The 15545-nt window shown below is 68.5% G+C and carries 17 protein-coding genes; 9 read left to right on the top strand and 8 right to left on the bottom strand.

Going from position 1 to position 15545, the window contains the following annotated elements; translation table 11 throughout:
• Window positions 1-32: 32 nt before the first annotated feature.
• The 3 genes from AC2YHT_RS03655 to AC2YHT_RS03645 all read right to left on the bottom strand — a co-directional run bounded on the left by AC2YHT_RS03655 (window position 33) and on the right by AC2YHT_RS03645 (window position 2559).
• Window positions 33-509, bottom strand: coding sequence for an Hpt domain-containing protein (locus AC2YHT_RS03655; protein ID WP_110121973.1), 477 nt, complete (start codon window positions 507-509; stop codon window positions 33-35).
• Window positions 510-599: 90 nt separating this feature from the next.
• On the bottom strand, window positions 600-1379 hold the full coding sequence (locus AC2YHT_RS03650; RefSeq protein WP_487288221.1) for an NAD kinase: 780 nt from the start codon (window positions 1377-1379) through the stop codon (window positions 600-602).
• 58 nt (window positions 1380-1437) lie between these two features.
• Window positions 1438-2559, bottom strand: coding sequence for a DUF2336 domain-containing protein (locus AC2YHT_RS03645; RefSeq protein WP_110121971.1), 1122 nt, complete (start codon window positions 2557-2559; stop codon window positions 1438-1440).
• 143 nt (window positions 2560-2702) lie between these two features.
• Between AC2YHT_RS03645 and glpK the strand changes: the two genes are divergently transcribed.
• The 5 genes from glpK (at window position 2703) to AC2YHT_RS03620 (ending at window position 8448) form a co-directional block, all read left to right on the top strand.
• Complete coding sequence (gene glpK / locus AC2YHT_RS03640) at window positions 2703-4196, top strand: glycerol kinase GlpK (protein WP_487288220.1); 1494 nt, start codon at window positions 2703-2705, stop codon at window positions 4194-4196.
• Window positions 4197-4377: 181 nt separating this feature from the next.
• Complete coding sequence (locus tag AC2YHT_RS03635; RefSeq protein ID WP_487288219.1) at window positions 4378-5337, top strand: SMP-30/gluconolactonase/LRE family protein; 960 nt, start codon at window positions 4378-4380, stop codon at window positions 5335-5337.
• Between the two features lie 23 nt (window positions 5338-5360).
• Window positions 5361-6464, top strand: a complete 1104-nt coding sequence (locus tag AC2YHT_RS03630; protein ID WP_487288218.1) for a Gfo/Idh/MocA family protein — start codon at window positions 5361-5363, stop codon at window positions 6462-6464.
• Entirely contained in the window at window positions 6464-7306 is an 843-nt protein-coding gene (locus AC2YHT_RS03625) for an alpha/beta hydrolase (RefSeq protein WP_487288217.1), read from the top strand. The genes AC2YHT_RS03630 and AC2YHT_RS03625 overlap by 1 nt, the downstream gene beginning before the upstream one ends.
• Window positions 7307-7428: 122 nt before the next feature.
• The gene (locus AC2YHT_RS03620; protein WP_487288216.1) at window positions 7429-8448 is read left to right on the top strand and encodes a hypothetical protein; all 1020 of its coding nucleotides are present in this window, start codon (window positions 7429-7431) and stop codon (window positions 8446-8448) included.
• On the opposite strand, the gene AC2YHT_RS03615 is transcribed toward AC2YHT_RS03620, so the two are convergent.
• Window positions 8445-9119 (bottom strand): uracil-DNA glycosylase, encoded by a 675-nt coding sequence (locus AC2YHT_RS03615; RefSeq protein WP_487288215.1) that lies wholly within the window; start codon window positions 9117-9119, stop codon window positions 8445-8447. The genes AC2YHT_RS03620 and AC2YHT_RS03615 overlap by 4 nt on opposite strands.
• Before the next feature lie 12 nt (window positions 9120-9131).
• Entirely contained in the window at window positions 9132-9734 is a 603-nt protein-coding gene (locus AC2YHT_RS03610) for a LabA-like NYN domain-containing protein (protein ID WP_110121965.1), read from the bottom strand.
• Window positions 9735-9783: 49 nt separating this feature from the next.
• Between AC2YHT_RS03610 and folK the strand changes: the two genes are divergently transcribed.
• Complete coding sequence (gene folK / locus AC2YHT_RS03605; protein WP_487288214.1) at window positions 9784-10263, top strand: 2-amino-4-hydroxy-6-hydroxymethyldihydropteridine diphosphokinase; 480 nt, start codon at window positions 9784-9786, stop codon at window positions 10261-10263.
• A 124-nt stretch (window positions 10264-10387) separates the two neighbouring features.
• On the opposite strand, the gene AC2YHT_RS03600 is transcribed toward folK, so the two are convergent.
• Complete coding sequence (locus AC2YHT_RS03600; RefSeq protein WP_487288213.1) at window positions 10388-11002, bottom strand: sulfotransferase family 2 domain-containing protein; 615 nt, start codon at window positions 11000-11002, stop codon at window positions 10388-10390.
• A gap of 229 nt (window positions 11003-11231) precedes the next feature.
• On the opposite strand from AC2YHT_RS03600, the gene rpoZ reads away from it, so the two are divergent.
• Window positions 11232-11591 carry a DNA-directed RNA polymerase subunit omega gene (rpoZ, locus tag AC2YHT_RS03595; protein ID WP_058350513.1) on the top strand — a complete coding sequence of 120 codons (360 nt, stop codon included), beginning with the start codon at window positions 11232-11234 and terminating at the stop codon, window positions 11589-11591.
• A 257-nt stretch (window positions 11592-11848) separates the two neighbouring features.
• On the top strand, window positions 11849-13927 hold the full coding sequence (locus AC2YHT_RS03590; RefSeq protein WP_233245374.1) for a RelA/SpoT family protein: 2079 nt from the start codon (window positions 11849-11851) through the stop codon (window positions 13925-13927).
• Between the two features lie 21 nt (window positions 13928-13948).
• On the opposite strand, the gene AC2YHT_RS03585 is transcribed toward AC2YHT_RS03590, so the two are convergent.
• Window positions 13949-14404 (bottom strand): carboxymuconolactone decarboxylase family protein, encoded by a 456-nt coding sequence (locus tag AC2YHT_RS03585; RefSeq protein ID WP_487288212.1) that lies wholly within the window; start codon window positions 14402-14404, stop codon window positions 13949-13951.
• Between the two features lie 78 nt (window positions 14405-14482).
• Complete coding sequence (locus AC2YHT_RS03580) at window positions 14483-14893, bottom strand: NUDIX domain-containing protein (protein WP_487288211.1); 411 nt, start codon at window positions 14891-14893, stop codon at window positions 14483-14485.
• Between the two features lie 67 nt (window positions 14894-14960).
• Here AC2YHT_RS03580 and pyrE point away from each other — a divergent pair, with 67 nt between their 5' ends.
• Window positions 14961-15545, top strand: a complete 585-nt coding sequence (gene pyrE, locus AC2YHT_RS03575; protein ID WP_487288210.1) for an orotate phosphoribosyltransferase — start codon at window positions 14961-14963, stop codon at window positions 15543-15545.

Raw genomic sequence — 15545 nt, 5'->3', positions numbered from 1 at the left:
AGCCTTGACGCAAATGAGGATTCTGGCCGGCGTTATCCGGCCAGATATTCCGCCACGCGGCCTTCCAGTTCGACCGCCAGGGCGCGGCCGACCGGGTGCTCGTCGGTCTTGATCTCGTCGCGCACGCAGGCCTTGATCGCGTCGATGTGAGCATCGACCAGGAACATCGGCGCCTGCAGGCGGGTGGCCGGATCGTCGATCAGCTTGCACAGCGAGGCCGCCAGGCGCGTGATCAGCGGGAATTCGTAGGTGGCGCCCAGGCCCTTCAGGTCGTGAGCGCGGAGATAGAGGGTCTCGACCGTCTGGGCGGTGAGGCCGTCGGCCCGGACGCCCTGGCGGGCGGCTTCGAGCTTGGTGATCTCGTCGTTGAGCCATTGGGCGAAGTTGCCCGACAGGCTCTTCAAGGCCGCTTCGGCCTTGGCGATGGCGGCCATGTCGATACCGCCACGCCCGCCCACCTTGAGCTTGAGCATGTTCGGCACCTGGATAACCTCAGCGGGCTTATTCATCGGGTCGCCTCCCCGTCGGCGTTACTTCGGGAACGGTCACATGCCAGGCGTTAAGAATGAGTGAGATCGCGATTTCACCCACACGAAAGCTTACGCAGAGAACTGTTCGGTCAGCACACGCTCCTCGAGACTGCGGCCCGCGTCGAACAGCATCGACAGGGTCGAACCTCGGTCTTCGGAAATGTGCACCTCGACGACGTCGCGGACTTCATAGTTGTCGGCCACGGCGCTGACGGGCCTCTTATCGCATTCCAGGACCTCGAACGTCACCCTCGCGTTCTGCGGCAAAAGCGCGCCCCGCCACCGCCTGGGTCGAAAAGCGCTGATCGGGGTCAGGGCCAGCACCTGGGCGCCGATCGGGATGATCGGTCCGTGGGCCGACAGATTGTAGGCGGTCGAGCCGGCCGGGGTGGCCACCAGGGCCCCGTCGCAGACCAGTTCGCCCATCCGCACCTTGCCGTCGATCGAGATGCGCAGCTTGGCGGTCTGGCGCGTCTGGCGCAGCAGCGAGACCTCGTTGATCGCGAGCGCCCGGTGCTGGCGGCGGCGAGAATCGATGGCGACCATGGCCAGCGGATGGATGACGGCGCGCTCGGCGGCGTTGATCCGTTCCAGCAAGCCGTCCTCGCTGTACTCGTTCATCAGGAAGCCGACCGAGCCGCGGTTCATGCCGTAGATCGGCTTCTGGCTGAGGATGGTCTCGTGCAGCATCTCCAGCATGAAGCCGTCGCCGCCCAGGGCCACGACGATCTGGGCGTCCTCGCCGGCGTCGCCATAGCGGGCGGTCAGGCGCTCGCGGGCCTCGATGGCTTCGGGGCGGTCGCTGGCCTGGAAGGTCAGGCGAGTCGAGTAAGGCTGGGCTTGGAACATGCCGGCCCAAGTGGCGGGATCGCCCGGCGCTTGTCAAACAACGTGGGGAAAGACCTCGTCAGGCGGCGCTGACGGCCTGGCGGAAGGCCATGGCGGCGATGTCCGGACGGAACGGGCCGAAGGCGCCGCTGGCCTTGCGGGCGGCTTCCGCGCCGCCGCCGGGACGCCCGCCGTTCAGCTGGCGCACGTGCTCGAGGATGGTCGGGAAGACGCTGCGGTCGATGCCGACGGCCGAGCAGGCCAAGGCCAGCAGTTCGGGGCGGTTGCTGTCGATGGCGCGGCGCACCTGGCGCACGTCGAAGCGGCCCAGCCGCGCCATGGCGAAGACGAAGAGGGGCAGGCGGCCTTCGCGCAGCACCCGCAGCAGGTAGCCGGGGCGCAGCTGGCCGGCGGAGTCGAGCTTCTCGACCAGGGCCGCTTCCATCTCCTCGCGGTCGGCCTCGTCCTCGACGGACAGGGCGCCGACAGCGGTGGGCTGAAGGCCAAGGTGGGCTGCGTGGGTGGCCTCGTCGACGGCGGCGCGCAGCTTGACCGGGTCGAGCTCGAAACGCTCGGCCAGGGAGTCGCGCAGGGCGCGGCCGACCCATAGATAGAGCTGCTCGGCCAGCAGTGGCGACAGGCCGGGATGACGGACGAGGGGTGAGCGCAGGGCCACCACGTCCTTGGCGTGGCCGACCAGGCGACCCATGGCGTCCTGGCTGAGCTGGGCGGTGGTGTTGCCGGCCAGGGCGGTCAGCACCGCCGGCTCGGCCTGCGAAAGAATGGCCTCGACGACCGGGGCGCGCAGGCCGGGACGGCGGGCGACCTCGATCTGGTGCTCCAGCGTGGCCTGGACCAGCAGGCGGATCAGGTCGTGGTCCTGCAGCACCGGGCTGCGGGCGATGATCGGGCGGGCGATCTCGATCTCGTCGAGGGCCAGGATGTTGACCAGGGCCGACGGCGCCCAGGCCGCGTCGGCCAGACGTTCGGCCAGGCGCTGGCGGATGTCGCGCTCGGCCTCGACCACCAGGGTCATGAAGATCGAATCGAGCAGGATCTGGATTTCGGGCGCGGCGGGCTTGCCCTGCGCTTCGCCGGTCTCGCAGAGATCGATCACCCCGGAGAGCAGCCGTTCGCGATCTTCCGGCTCGCGGCTGCGGGCCAGGGCTAGAAGTTCGGCGGTCTGTACGGCTTGGCTCACGACCCTCCTCGGGCGCCAAACGAGACTATGGGCACCTTGGTGTTTCCAGATGAAAACATGCTTAAACTGGTCAAGCCACGGAACCGAGAGAATAGCGGCGCTCTGTCGCAGGTGAAGCGGGCGTCTTGAAAGAGGAAACGCGTATGGGGCGAGCACTGATCCTGGCGCTGGACCAGGGCACCACGAGCACGCGGGCGATCCTGTTCGACAGTGAAGGGGCCGCCGTGGCCGAGGCCGGGCGTCCGCTGCGCCAGAGCTACCCCAAGGACGGCTGGGTCGAGCACGACGCCGACGAGATCGCCGCCGCCTGCGTCGCCGTGATCCGCGAGGCGGTCGAGAAGTCCGGCGCCGACCTCGACGCGGTCGTGGCGCTGGGAATCACCAACCAGCGCGAGACGGTGGTGGTCTGGGACAAGACCACCGGCCGGCCGATCCATCCGGCCATCGTCTGGCAGGATCGCCGCACGGCCGAGGCCTGCGAGAAGCTGCGCAAGGACGGCAAGGAAGCCGAGGTCACGGCGGTCACCGGCCTGCTGCTCGACCCCTATTTCTCGGCCACCAAGATCGCTTGGCTGCTCGACAACGTGCCCGGCGCGCGGGCCAGGGCCGAGGCGGGGCAGCTGCTGGCCGGCACCATGGATACGTGGGTCATCTGGAAGCTGACGGGCGGGGCGCGGCACGTGACCGACGCCACCAACGCCTCGCGCACCCTGCTGTTCGACATCCAGGCCCAGGACTGGTCGCAGCCGATGCTCGACCTGTTTGGCGTGCCGCGCTCGCTGCTGCCGCAGGTGCTGGACTGCGCCGCCGACTTCGGCGAGGTCGGGGCCCAGGTGCTGGGCCGGCCGCTGCCGATCCGGGGCGTGGCCGGCGACCAGCAGGCGGCGCTGATGGGGCAGGGCTGCATCCGGCCGGGCGAGATGAAGGCCACCTACGGCACCGGCTGCTTCATGCTGATCAACACCGGGACGACGCGGCCGGTCTCGGCCTCGCGGCTGCTGACCACGGTGGCGGCGCGGGTGAACGGCCAGGCGACCTATGCGCTGGAAGGCTCGATCTTCGTGGCCGGCGCGGCGATCCAGTGGCTGGGCGAGGGGCTAGGGATCACCGGCGGTCCGCGCTCGGCCGAGGCCCTGGCCCGCTCGGCCAAGGCCGACCATGGGGTCGTTGTCGTGCCGGCCTTCACGGGTCTCGGCGCGCCCTGGTGGGACGCCAAGGCGCGGGGCGCGATCTTCGGCCTGACCCGCGACGCCGGCCTGCCCGAGATCGCTTCGGCGACCTACGACGCCTGCGCCCTGCAGAGCCGCGACCTGATCGAGGCCATGCGCGCCGACGCGCCGGACGCCTTCCTCGGCGAGGCCCAACTGCGCATCGACGGCGGCATGTCCAAGAGCGCCTGGTTCAGCCAGCGCCTGGCCGACCTGACCGGCCTGCCGGTGGCTCGGGCGAGCTACCAGGAGACCACGGCCTTGGGCGCGGCCCTGTTCGCGGGGCTGGGGGCCGGGGTCTACGATTCGTTGGAGACGGCCGCCAAGGCGCGCCCGGCGGCCGAGGACCTGAAGCCCGCCATGGCCGTCCACGCCCGCGAGGCGGCCTATGCCCGCTGGCTGGACTGCGTGCCGCGCGTGCGTTCCTGAGGGAGCGCCGCAAATCTCAAGACGTGTCGACAAGCGTCTCGCCAACCTGGGCGGGTATTGCTATGACATCGCTGTCAAAAGCAATAACCGCATAAGGGAGGCCTCACGCATGACCGCGACGCGCCGCACCGTCACGCTGGCTCTCGGAGCCGGCGCCGCACTCGCCGCCGGAGGCCTTTCCATGTCCGCCCAAGCCGCCCCGACCGTGGGCGCCATTCGTCGCCTGTCGCCAGCCCTCGACGCCGTGGTCGCGCCCGATACGAAGATCGAGATCCTGGCCGACGGCTTCGTCTGGTCGGAGGGGCCGGTCTGGGTGAAGGACGGTCAGTACCTGGTCTTCTCCGACGTGCCGGCCAACATCATGTACCGCTGGAGCCGGAAGGACGGCAAAAGCGTCTTCCAGCAGCCGTCCGGCTATGACGGCCCGCCGACCAAGATCTTCCGCGAGCCGGGCTCGAACGGCATGGCGCTGGACACCAAGGGCGATCTGCTGGTCTGCAATCACGGCTATCGGGCGATCACGAAGCTGGATTTGAAGACCAAGGCCAAGAGCGTCGTTGTCGACCGCTTCCAGGGCAAGCGCTTCAACAGTCCCAACGACCTGGCCGTGGCCAAGTCCGACGCGATCTACTTCACCGATCCCCCCTATGGCCTGGAAGGGCTCGACGCCTCGCCGGCCAAGGAGCTGAGCTTCAACGGCGTCTATCTGCTGCGCGCCGACGGCTCGCTGGCGGTGGTCGACGACAAGCTGACCTTCCCGAACGGCGTGGCGCTGAGCCCCGACGAGAAGCGCCTCTATGTTGCGGTCTCGGACCCGGCAGGGCCGGTGATCATGGCCTACGACCTGGGCGCCGATGGCCTGCCGACGTCGCGCAAGGTGTTCTTCGACGCCGCGGCCCTGCACAAGGCCGGCGGTCCGGGCCTGCCCGACGGCATGTGCCTGGACACCGAGGGCCGCCTCTACGCCACGGGACCTGGCGGCGTGCTGGTGATCACGCCGGCGGGCGAGCTGATCGGCGTCATCGAGACCGGCGGTCCGATCGCCAACTGCGCTTTCGGCGAGGACGGCAAGACCCTGTTCCTGACCGCCGACAAGACCCTGGCGCGGGTGCGGCTGAAGACGACCGGCCTGGTCTGGTAGCGAAAGAAGGGAAGGGCGAGGTGATGAACAAGCGCACGTTCCTGCAGGCCGGCCTCGCCGTCGGCGCCATGGCCGCCACGGCGCCGGCCGCCGCCCTGGCCCAGGCTAAAGCCGAGGGCCGCAAGCTGGGCTATGCGGTGCTGGGCCTGGGCTACTACGCCACCCAGATCATCATGCCGCGCTTTTCCGAGTGCGAGCATTCCAAGCTGGTCGCCCTGGTCAGCGGCTCGCCCGACAAGCTGGCCAAATACGGCGCCCAATACGGGATCGCCGAGGCCAACCGCTATTCCTACGAGACCTTCGACCGCATCGCCGACAATCCGGCGGTCGACATCGTCTATGTGATCACCCCCAACAGCCTGCACCGCGCCTTCACCGAGCGGGCCGCCAAGGCCGGCAAGCATGTGATGTGCGAAAAGCCGATGGCGACTTCGGTCGCTGATTGCGAGGCGATGATCGCCGCCTGCAAGGCCGTCGGCCGCAAGCTGATGATCGGCTACCGCAGCCGTTTTGAGCCGCACAATCTGGACGCCATCGCCCTGTCGCGTGGCGGGGCGCTGGGACCGGTGGCGACCATCGTCGCCGACCATGGCTGGACCGCCAGCGACCCGACCATGTGGCGGGTCAAGAAGGCGCTGTCGGGCGGCGGCAGCCTGATGGACATCGGCATCTACAGCCTCAACGCCGCCCGCTACCTGACCGGCGAGGAGCCGATCGCGGTCAACGCCATGGAATCGACCGACCGCTCCAATCCGGTGTTCGCCGAGGTCGAGGACACCATCAACTTCCAGCTCCTGTTCCCGTCGGGCGCGACCGCCAACTGCGTCTCGACCTACAGCGCCAACTGCAACCGCTACCGGGTGTCGGGGCCGAAGGGCTGGGTCGAGATCGATCCGGCCACCAGCTACGAGGGCCAGACCATGAGGGCCAATCTCGACGGGCAGGCCAGACCCCGCACGCCGCCGGCGACGAAGAAGAGCCAGTTCGCCGGCCAACTCGACCACCTGTCGGAATGCATCCTCACCGGCCGCGACCCGATCGTGCCGGGCGAGGAGGGGCTGAAGGACCTGCGGATCATCGAGGCCATCTACAAGGCGGCTCGCGAAGGCCGGACGGTGAAGCTGTGATGCGCCGCCTGATCCTCGCCGCGAGCATCGCGCTCGCCCTGCCGAGCCTGGCCTGCGCCCAGCAGCGCGTGGCCCTGTGGCCCAATGGCGCGCCGGGCTTCGAGGCCCGCAAGGCCATCCCCGAGCAGGCGGCCGAATACTGGGCCAAGTCGATCAACGATCCGTCGGTGACGGCGTATCTGCCGCCGGCCGACAAGGCCACGGGCGCGGCGGTGATCGTGCTGCCGGGCGGCGGCCACAAGATGTTGGTCATCCACCCGGAAGGGACCGACGTCGCCAAGGTGCTGAACCCGATGGGCGTGGCGGTGTTTGTGCTGAAGTATCGCCTCAGCCAGGAGGAAGGCTCGCCCTACACGATCGACCACGCCCGCCAGGACGCGGTGCGGGCCGTGCGGCTGGTGCGCTCCCGCGCCGCCGAGTTCGGGGTGGATCCGAAGAAGATCGGCCTGATGGGCTTTTCCGGCGGCGGCGAGGTTGTGGACCTGGCCGTCTACGGTTCGACGGCGAAGGACCCGAAGGTCGATGCGATCGACGCCGTCAGCGGTCGGCCCGACTTCCAGGTGCTGATCTATCCGGGTCCGACCGGCATTCCCGACAAGATCCCGGCCGATACGCCGCCCGCCTTCATCCTGGCGGCCGACGACGACGAGTGCTGCTCGGCCCCGCCGGTGGAGCTGTTGCAGAAGTTCCGGGCCGCCAAGGTTCCGGTCGAGTTCCACCTGTTCCAGAGCGGCGGCCACGCCTTCAACATGGGCTTCCGAACCGACAAGGCGGCCATCAAGGTCTGGCCCGAGCGCCTGCGCGACTGGCTGAGCGACAACGGCTGGACGGCGCGACCTTAAGTTCCGGTCAATCCAAGGATGTGAAGGTCGCCGCCGCCAGGGGAGGGCGTCTCGGGGACGGCTCGCTCCAGGTGCGGCGCGGATTGTACGCGCGGCGATTTCAGTGTCTGGAGTGCGTGACGATGACCGTGACCTTGTCGGGCCGCCCGGTGCGGCGCCAGGAAGACCTTTCCGCGACGACGCAATTGATCCTTTCGCTCATTCCCTCGGGCGCGGCCTGGCTGGAGTGGGCGATCAGCCCCGGCGCGCGGCGGTTCGACTATGTGGACGAGAGCGGACTGATCGCGGATCTCCAATCGGACCTTCATGGCGTTGGCCAGATCGTGCTGCCTGGGCTCGGCCTGGCGGTCAGCCCGCTGAAGCTGATGCAGATCAGCGCCGCTGACCTGAAGGTCCTGATCGCCGCCGAACAGACCGGGTCGGAACCCGACCTGGCCAAGGCGCGCAAGGTACTGACGAAGGCCGGCCTGCTGACCCTGGCGGACTATTGGACGGGCCGGGCCCTGCTGTCCGAGCTCGGCGTCGGCGACGCTTCGGTGTTCCAGTTCATGGACAGCCAGGGCCAGGCCGCGATCCTTGGACTGGTCGAGACGGTGCGGCGCGCTGGCCGGACCATCGCCCGGGAGGCGGCGCTGTTCGCCCTGGGCAAGGCCTGTTCGGCGGTGGAGTTCGCCGACCATGTCGAGATCTATGTCGGCCTGGTGGTGCGGGCAGGACAGACGGCGTCGACCTCGGAAGCGCGCATCGCCCTGGTCGAGGATGCGTTGGCGACGCTGCGGCCCTGGCTGTTCGAGCGACTCGAAGGGCCACTGATCGTCGGTCCGAAGGATCAGGTCACGGTCGCCCTGGCGCTTCGCAACTGGATCCTCTCGGGCAGGACCTTGGGCTTTGGCCGGTTATCCCTCGGGGCGCGTGAGATCGTCGCCTTCCAGGCGCAGGCGAACGCGGCCACGATCGTCGAGGCGGGGCGGGCCTTGACCAAAGCCGTGGCGGTCCTGCTGGACACCGTTCAGCTCCGCGGCGGCGTGGTGGAGCAGGACGGCGCCATGCGCTTCCGATTGCAGGATGACCGATACGTCGCGGAGGTCCGGCTCGACGCCGACGGCGCCCTGACCCTCGACCGCATCAGGGCCAAGGCCTAGTCGGCCGCGTCCACATAGGCTCTCACCCGGGCGAACAACTCCTCGAACATCGGCGTCGTCAGGCGTCCGGTGTTCGTGTTGAGGCGCGAGCAGTGATAGCTGTTGAAGATGCGGTAGGGGCCGGCCTGGAACTCCGAGCCGTGGCCGGGGATGCCGGCCGAGGCCTTCAGGCCCAGGGTCTTCAGCACGTTGCGGCGAGAGACGTCGCCCAGGGTGACGATGGCCTTGAGGTTGGGGAACATGTCCAGCCGCGCCTTCAGGAAGGGGCGGCAGGCGTTCTCCTCGGAGGTCTCGGGCTTGTTGCCGGGCGGGGCGCAGCGGACGGCGTTGGTCACCGCGCAGCCGACCAGCTTCAGCGAGTCGTCGATGCGCGCCTCGAACTTGCCGGTGGCGAAGCCGTACTTGATCAGGGTGTCGTAGAGCAGCGTACCGGCATAGTCGCCGGTGAACGGACGGCCAGTGCGGTTGGCGCCCTTGCGGCCGGGTGCCAGGCCCACGACCAGCAGGCGCGCGTCCTTGTCGCCGAACGACGGGGCCGGACCGTTGAAATAGTCCGGATAGAGCGCCTCGTTCTCGCGGCGATAGGCCACCAGGCGCGGGCACAGCGGGCAGTCGCGGGGCGGCTCGGCCGGGGAGGGGACGACCTCGCCGACGATGTTGGAGTGCTGCATGGCCTTTAAGTCTCAGTATTCGTCGTCGGCTTCGCGTTCGGCCGGGGTGCGGGCGTCGGCGGTGGTGTAGCGCTGTTGCGGCGCGCGTTGCGGGCGGCCGATGATGTTGCCCAGGTCGTTGAGGTCGACGAAGTTGTCGGCCTGGCGGCGCAGGTCGTCGCTGGTCATCGGCGGCTGGCTCTTCATCGTGGAGACGACGGTGACCCGGCGGCCCTTGCGCTGCACGGCCTCGACCAGGGCGCGGAAGTCGCCGTCGCCCGAGAACAGCACCAGGTGATCGACCGTGTCGGCCATCTGCATCATGTCCACCGCGATCTCGATGTCCATGTCGCCGCGCCAGCGCTTGCGGCCCTGGCTGTCGGTGTATTCGCGGGCCGGCTTGGTCACCAGGGTGAAGCCGTTGTAGTCGAGCCAGTCGACCAGCGGGCGGATCGGCGAATAGTCGTCGTTCTCGGCGATGGCGGTGTAGTAGTAGGCCCGCACCAGCAGGCCGCGCTTCTTGAACTCGTCGAGGAGCTTGCGGTAGTCGATGTCGAAGCCCAGCGCCTTGGCGGCGGAATAGAGATTGGCCCCGTCGATGAACAGCGCCAACCGCTCGGTCGGATAGAAGGTCACGGGTAAATCCTTGAAATATCGGCTTGATCGAAATGGTCTGGACGCGGCCGTGGTCGTCGCCCTCGGCTGCAATCTGCCTGGAGCCTATACGAGTCGCGAGGCCTTGTTGGAAGCGGCGGTTTCGGCGCTGGCCGGCGAGGGCATGGTGGTGGTCGCCCGCTCGGGCTGGTGGACCTCGGCCGCCTGGCCCAATCCGACCGGGCCGGCCTATCTGAACGGCGTCGTGCTGGTGGAGACGGACTTGGCGCCGGCCGAGGCGCTGGCGGCCCTGCATCGCATCGAAGCCGAGTTCGGTCGCGCCAGGGCCGAGCGCAACGCCGCTCGCACGCTGGACCTTGATTTGATCGCCCATGGACGGACGGTGATCGACGGAAACCTTGTCCTGCCGCATCCGCGCGCCCACGAGCGGCTGTTCGTCATGGGGCCGCTGGCGGAGGTGGCGGCGGAGTGGGTTCACCCGGTGCTGGGGCGGACGGCGGCGGAGTTGGCGGCCGAGGCGAGCGTGGGGTCTGACGCGCGGCCTGCTTAGTCGCACTTAACCCTTAAAATCCCCGCGAAAGCGGGGACCCAGGCTTTTTCTGAAACGTGGGGCGCTCGACGATAAAACACCTGGGTCCCCGCTTTCGCGGGGATTTTACGGGGAGAGGTACAAGTCACCACGCATAGCCGTGCAGCCGGATCTCCCGCGCGAAGATCTTCTCGATCCGTACGGCCTGGCGCAGGCTCAGCACCTCGCGATACGAACGCCGATCCGGACGCCAGCCGCTCTTGGCCTTCACCGGCAGGCGGCCCGACCACGGCACGCCCAGTTGCTCGAACACATCGCCCAGTTCGCGGTCGAGGTGCTCGTAGCGCAGCACCCGGTCGACCAGGGGCTTGCCGGACAGCCGGCTGGCGTAGAGCGGCAGGTTCAGGGCGTAGTCGCCGGCGGCTAGGTAGCGATCCAGGCAAAGCTCGCGATCGCCGCCGTGGGAGGCCGAGTTCCGCTTCATGAAGTAGTGCGACAGCGTCTTGTCCCACGGATTCCGCTCCACGCAGAAGGTGAAGTAGTCGCGCCAGAGGTCGGGAACCCTGGCGGCGACCTGGGCGGCCGACATGTGGTTGGCGAAGCCGGCGGCGTTGCGCGGCTGGTGGTCGGGTTCGGGCGGATGGACGGGGGTGACGACGTCTTCGGGGCCGCACAGGCTCGACAGATAGGCCTCGATGCTGGTGCCGGCGGTCTTGCGGGTCTTGATGAAGATGAAGCGGTGGCGGTGCGAAATGATCATGGCGACAGGGTCGGCGAACGCTGTTGCGGCCGATTTTCGGGATTCTGGACCTTGTCGCGGGCCTGTATCGAAGCGACTTCCCGATCGTGACCGTTGTTGCGGCTGGACTTTGCGCCGGGGAGGGGGCATACACGCCGCCTCGCGAAAGCTGGGTTACAGCCGAAGCGGCGTTGCGTGACGCCGCACGGAGCCCTATTTTGCAAGAGCCAACGCTCAGCCCGAGGAATTCATGGCCCGCGTCACCGTCGAAGATTGCGTCGAGAAGGTTCCGAACCGCTTCGCGCTCGTCCTGCTGTCGGCGCACCGCGCCCGCGGCATCTCGGCCGGTGCGGCCCTGATGGTCGATCGCGACAACGACAAGAACCCGGTCGTCGCCCTGCGCGAGATCGCTGACGACGTGATCGATCACGAGGGGCTCAAGGAGCACCTGATCACCACGCTGCAGCGCGTCGATGAGCACTCGGAAGCCGAGGAAGAGGCCGAAACCCTCGCCCTGCTGGCCGATCCGACCCACATGCAGATGAGCGAACTGGAACTCGTTCGCGCGCTGCAAAGCGACCGCGACGGCGGTCAGGAGGAGCGGTACTGAGCCCCGACGGCGCAGACCCTCTGATCATTGAAGCGGCGCCCGCCGCCGCTACGCCCGAACGCGCGCCCGAATCCTTTCCTTTGCTTGGAGGGGAATCGGGCGCGTCTTCGTCTGAGCCCGCCGTCGAGCCGACGGTCGAGGCTCCGCCGGCCCCCAAGCCGCGCAAGTTCCTTCGCCAGTACGAGCTGATCGAACGGGTCCACGCCTACGACCCGACGGCCGACGAGGCCCTGCTCAACCGCGCCTACGTCTTCGCCATGCGCATGCACGGCAGCCAGACGCGCGCCAGCGGCGATCCCTATTACGCCCACCCGATCGAGGTGGCGGGCATCCTCACCGAATACCGGCTCGACACGGCGACCATCGTCACGGCGCTGCTGCACGACGTGATCGAGGACACGCCGGTCACCAAGGAGGAGATCGGCAAGCTGTTTGGCGAGGAGATCGCCGAGCTGGTCGAGGGTGTCACCAAGCTTTCCAAGCTGGAACTCCAGGCCGAGCACACTCGCCAGGCCGAGAACCTGCGCAAGTTCATCCTGGCCATCTCCAAGGACGTCCGCGTCCTGCTGGTCAAGCTGGCCGACCGTCTGCACAACATGCGGACGCTGCACTTCATCAAGGCCCAGGCCAAGCGCGAGCGCATCGCCCGCGAGACGCGCGACATCTATGCGCCGCTGGCCCGCAACATCGGCTGCCACCGGATTTGTACGGAGCTGGAGGAGCTTTCCTTCCAGCACACCAACCCGGTCGCCCGCGACGCCATCGTCCGCCGGCTGGAAAAGCTGCGCGAAGAGCAGGGCGGGGCGGTCCAGCTGGTCAGCCAGGAGATCCAGGCCCGCCTGGAATCGGCCGGCTTGCCAGCCCGCGTCTTCGGTCGCGAAAAGGCCCCCTATTCGATCTGGCGCAAGCTGCAGCGCAAATCGATCGGCTTCTCGCAGATGTCGGACATCTACGCCTTCCGCGTGATCGTCGACAGCGAGGAGGACTGCTACCGCGCGCTCGGCGTCGTCCACCGCGCCTGGTCCAGCGTGCCCGACCGGTTCAAGGACTTCATCTCGACGCCCAAGCGCAACAACTACCGCTCGCTGCACACGACGGTGGTCGGCCCGCGCGGCATGCGGATCGAGATGCAGATCCGCACCGAGTCGATGGACCGGGTGAACGAAGAGGGCGTGGCCGCCCACTTCCGCTACAAGGACGCCTCGTACGGCCTCGACCTGGAAGGCATGGAAGCCGCCGGCGGTCGCGATCCGCTGGCCAACCTGCGCCAGCTGGTCCAGGTGCTGGAGCACGGCGGCGACAGCGAAGAACTGGTCGAGCACGCCAAGCTCGAGATGTTCCTCGACCAGGTGTTCGTGTTCACCCCCAAGGGCAAGCTGGTCAGCCTGCCGCGGGGCGCGATGCCGCTGGACTTCGCCTATGCGGTTCACACCAGCGTCGGCGACACCTGTATCGGCGTGAAGATCAACGGCGAGCTGAAGCCCCTGCGCACCATCCTGACCAACGGCGACGTGGTCGAGGTGATCCGGGGCTCCAAGCCCGTGGTGCCGCCGGACTGGCGCTCGTTGACGGTGACCGGCCGGGCGCGTTCCGCCATCCGCCGGCACATCCGCCAGACCGAGAAGGAAGAGTTCCTGCGCCTGGGGCGGGCCTCGGTGGAGCAGATCTTCGAACGCGCCGGCAAGAGCCTGAAGGACGTGTCGCTGCGGCCGATCCTCGAACGGTTCGTGCTGGAGAGCGAAGAGAGCCTGTTCGACGCCGTCGGCCGCGGTCGCGTGACGCCGAGCCAGGTGCTGGAGACGGCGTTCCCCGGCATGAAGGACGCCGAGCGCGAAGCCGCCACGGCCCGACGCAAGATCGAGGGCGGCAAGGGCGCGCGGCTCTATGTGCGCGGCGGCGGGCTGACGCCCGGCGTGTCGCTGCACTTCGCCCACTGCTGCAGCCCGGTGCCGGGCGACCGCATCGTCGGCATCCTGCGCGAAGACGGCGAGGGCCTGGACGTCCACACCATCGACTGCCCGAAGCTGGCCGAGTTCGAGGAGCGCGAGGACCTCTGGCGCGACCTCAACTGGACGCCGGAAGCCGAACGCGACACCGTTTCGCTGGCCCGCCTGCACGCCACCATCGGCAATGCGCCGGGCGTGCTGGGGCAGGTCTGCACGATCATCGGCGAGGCGGGCGGCAACATCGTCAACCTGCGCATGCACCACCGGCAGAGCGATTTCTTCGACACCGACATCGACGTCGAGGTGCGCGACGCCAAGCACCTGACCAACATCTCGGCGGCGTTGCGCACCTGCCCGTCGGTCGAGACGGTGGACCGGACGCGGGGCTGACCCCGCGTCCGTCGCCGCGCGTCAGGCCGCAGCCTTCACCGGCTGCTCGATCCAGAGACCAAAGCCCACGGCCAGGCGGTTCCAGCCGTTGATGACGTTGATCATCAGGGTCAGCTTGACCTGCTCTTCTTCACTGAACTGAGCCGCGAGATCGGCGTGGGCGGCTTCCTGGGTGTGGCCTTCGGACAGTCGCGTCAGGGCCTCGGTCCAGGCCAGGGCGGCGCGTTCGCGGGGCGTGTAGCAGGGCGCCTCGCGCCAGGCCGACAGCAGGTAGATGCGCTGCTCGGTCTCGCCCTGAGCGCGGGCCTCGGCTGTGTGCATGTTGATGCAGTTGGCGCAGGCGTTGATCTGCGAGGCGCGGATCTTGACCAGTTCGACCAGGCTGGGCTCCAGGCTGGCGGCGATGATGGTCGAGGCGGTGAACCACGACTTCATCACGGCGGGAGCGACGGCGAAGGGATCGAGCTTGGCGGTCATGACGGGTCTCCTTTGAGAGGGTTGCGCCGTCATGACGAGGCGAAGGCCGCGCGTGTGACGCGGCCTCGCGAAATAATTTCAGGTCGAGCCCCGCAGCGCCGCCGCCGCGTCCCGCGTCGCCTGGGTCAGGGGCGAGGGCAGGGCGTCGAGGGCGAACCAGCCCCAGTCGGCGATGGCCTCGGGCTCCTGGATCGCCGGCTCGCCCACGCAGCCGTCGGCGCGGTAGGTGACGGCCAGCCAGTGGCTGTCGGCGGTGATCATGTCGGTGACGGCGAGCACCGGGCCGGCGACGACCTCGATCCCCAGCTCCTCGCGGATCTCGCGTTCGGCGCAGGCGCGGCCGGGCTCGCCCCAGTCGAGCTTGCCGCCCGGCTGGCCCCAATGGTCGGCCTCGGGCTCGCGGCGGCGCCGGACCAGCAGGATGCGGCCCTGGGCGTCGAGAATGGCCGCGCCGCAGCCGACGCGGGGGCGGAGAGGGGAGTCGCTCATGGCGCTGTCCTACGCCCCTTCGTCGATGGTTTGTAGACTCGCCGCGCTGGCCTTATATCCACGGCTCATGACCAACGAAGACGTCCTCGAAGAATTCCGCGCCGCCGGCGCCCTGCGCGAAGGCCACTTCGTGCTGTCCAGCGGCCTTCACAGCCCGGTCTTCCTGCAGAAGAACCTGGTGTTCATGCGGCCCGAGCGCTGCGAGCGCCTCTGCAAGGCCCTGGCCGACAAGATCGTCGCCACGGTGGGCCATGTCGACGTGGCGGTTTCGCCGGCCGTCGGCGGCATCATCCCCGGCTACGAGACCGCCCGCCACCTGAACGTGCCGTCGATCTATGTCGAGCGCGAAGGCGGCGGCTTCAAGTTCCGCCGCGGCTTCCACCTGGAGCCGGGCCAGAAGGTCGTGATGGTCGAGGACATCGTCACCACCGGCCTGTCGTCGCGCGAGTGCATCCAGGCGATCAAGGACGCCGGCGGCGACGTCGTGGCCGCGGCCTGCATCGTCGACCGCTCGGACGGCAAGGCCGATGTCGGCGTGCCGCTGATCGCCCTGGCCAGCCTGGACGTGCCGGCCTATCCCGCCGATGCCCTGCCGCCCGAACTGGCCGCGATCCCGATCGAGGATCCGGGCAGCCGCCGGCTGAAGGGCTGA

It is taken from the genome of Caulobacter sp. SRI_008 (assembly GCF_057586355.1).
This window is presented reverse-complemented; position numbering and strand designations above follow the sequence as displayed.

Excerpts from the sequence above, each read along its gene's own strand:
- AC2YHT_RS03655 (WP_110121973.1), bottom strand. The coding sequence starts at position 509 with ATGAATAAGCCCGCTGAGGTTATCCAGGTGCCGAACATGCTCAAGCTC.
- pyrE (WP_487288210.1), top strand. The coding sequence starts at position 14,961 with ATGACCAACGAAGACGTCCTCGAAGAATTCCGCGCCGCCGGCGCCCTG.
- AC2YHT_RS03585 (WP_487288212.1), bottom strand. The coding sequence starts at position 14,404 with ATGACCGCCAAGCTCGATCCCTTCGCCGTCGCTCCCGCCGTGATGAAG.
- AC2YHT_RS03600 (WP_487288213.1), bottom strand. The coding sequence starts at position 11,002 with ATGATCATTTCGCACCGCCACCGCTTCATCTTCATCAAGACCCGCAAG.
- AC2YHT_RS03630 (WP_487288218.1), top strand. The coding sequence starts at position 5,361 with ATGAACAAGCGCACGTTCCTGCAGGCCGGCCTCGCCGTCGGCGCCATG.
- AC2YHT_RS03625 (WP_487288217.1), top strand. The coding sequence starts at position 6,464 with ATGCGCCGCCTGATCCTCGCCGCGAGCATCGCGCTCGCCCTGCCGAGC.
- AC2YHT_RS03590 (WP_233245374.1), top strand. The coding sequence starts at position 11,849 with ATGCGCATGCACGGCAGCCAGACGCGCGCCAGCGGCGATCCCTATTAC.
- glpK (WP_487288220.1), top strand. The coding sequence starts at position 2,703 with ATGGGGCGAGCACTGATCCTGGCGCTGGACCAGGGCACCACGAGCACG.
- rpoZ (WP_058350513.1), top strand. The coding sequence starts at position 11,232 with ATGGCCCGCGTCACCGTCGAAGATTGCGTCGAGAAGGTTCCGAACCGC.
- AC2YHT_RS03615 (WP_487288215.1), bottom strand. The coding sequence starts at position 9,119 with ATGCAGCACTCCAACATCGTCGGCGAGGTCGTCCCCTCCCCGGCCGAG.
- AC2YHT_RS03650 (WP_487288221.1), bottom strand. The coding sequence starts at position 1,379 with ATGTTCCAAGCCCAGCCTTACTCGACTCGCCTGACCTTCCAGGCCAGC.
- AC2YHT_RS03635 (WP_487288219.1), top strand. The coding sequence starts at position 4,378 with ATGTCCGCCCAAGCCGCCCCGACCGTGGGCGCCATTCGTCGCCTGTCG.
- AC2YHT_RS03620 (WP_487288216.1), top strand. The coding sequence starts at position 7,429 with ATGACCGTGACCTTGTCGGGCCGCCCGGTGCGGCGCCAGGAAGACCTT.
- AC2YHT_RS03580 (WP_487288211.1), bottom strand. The coding sequence starts at position 14,893 with ATGAGCGACTCCCCTCTCCGCCCCCGCGTCGGCTGCGGCGCGGCCATT.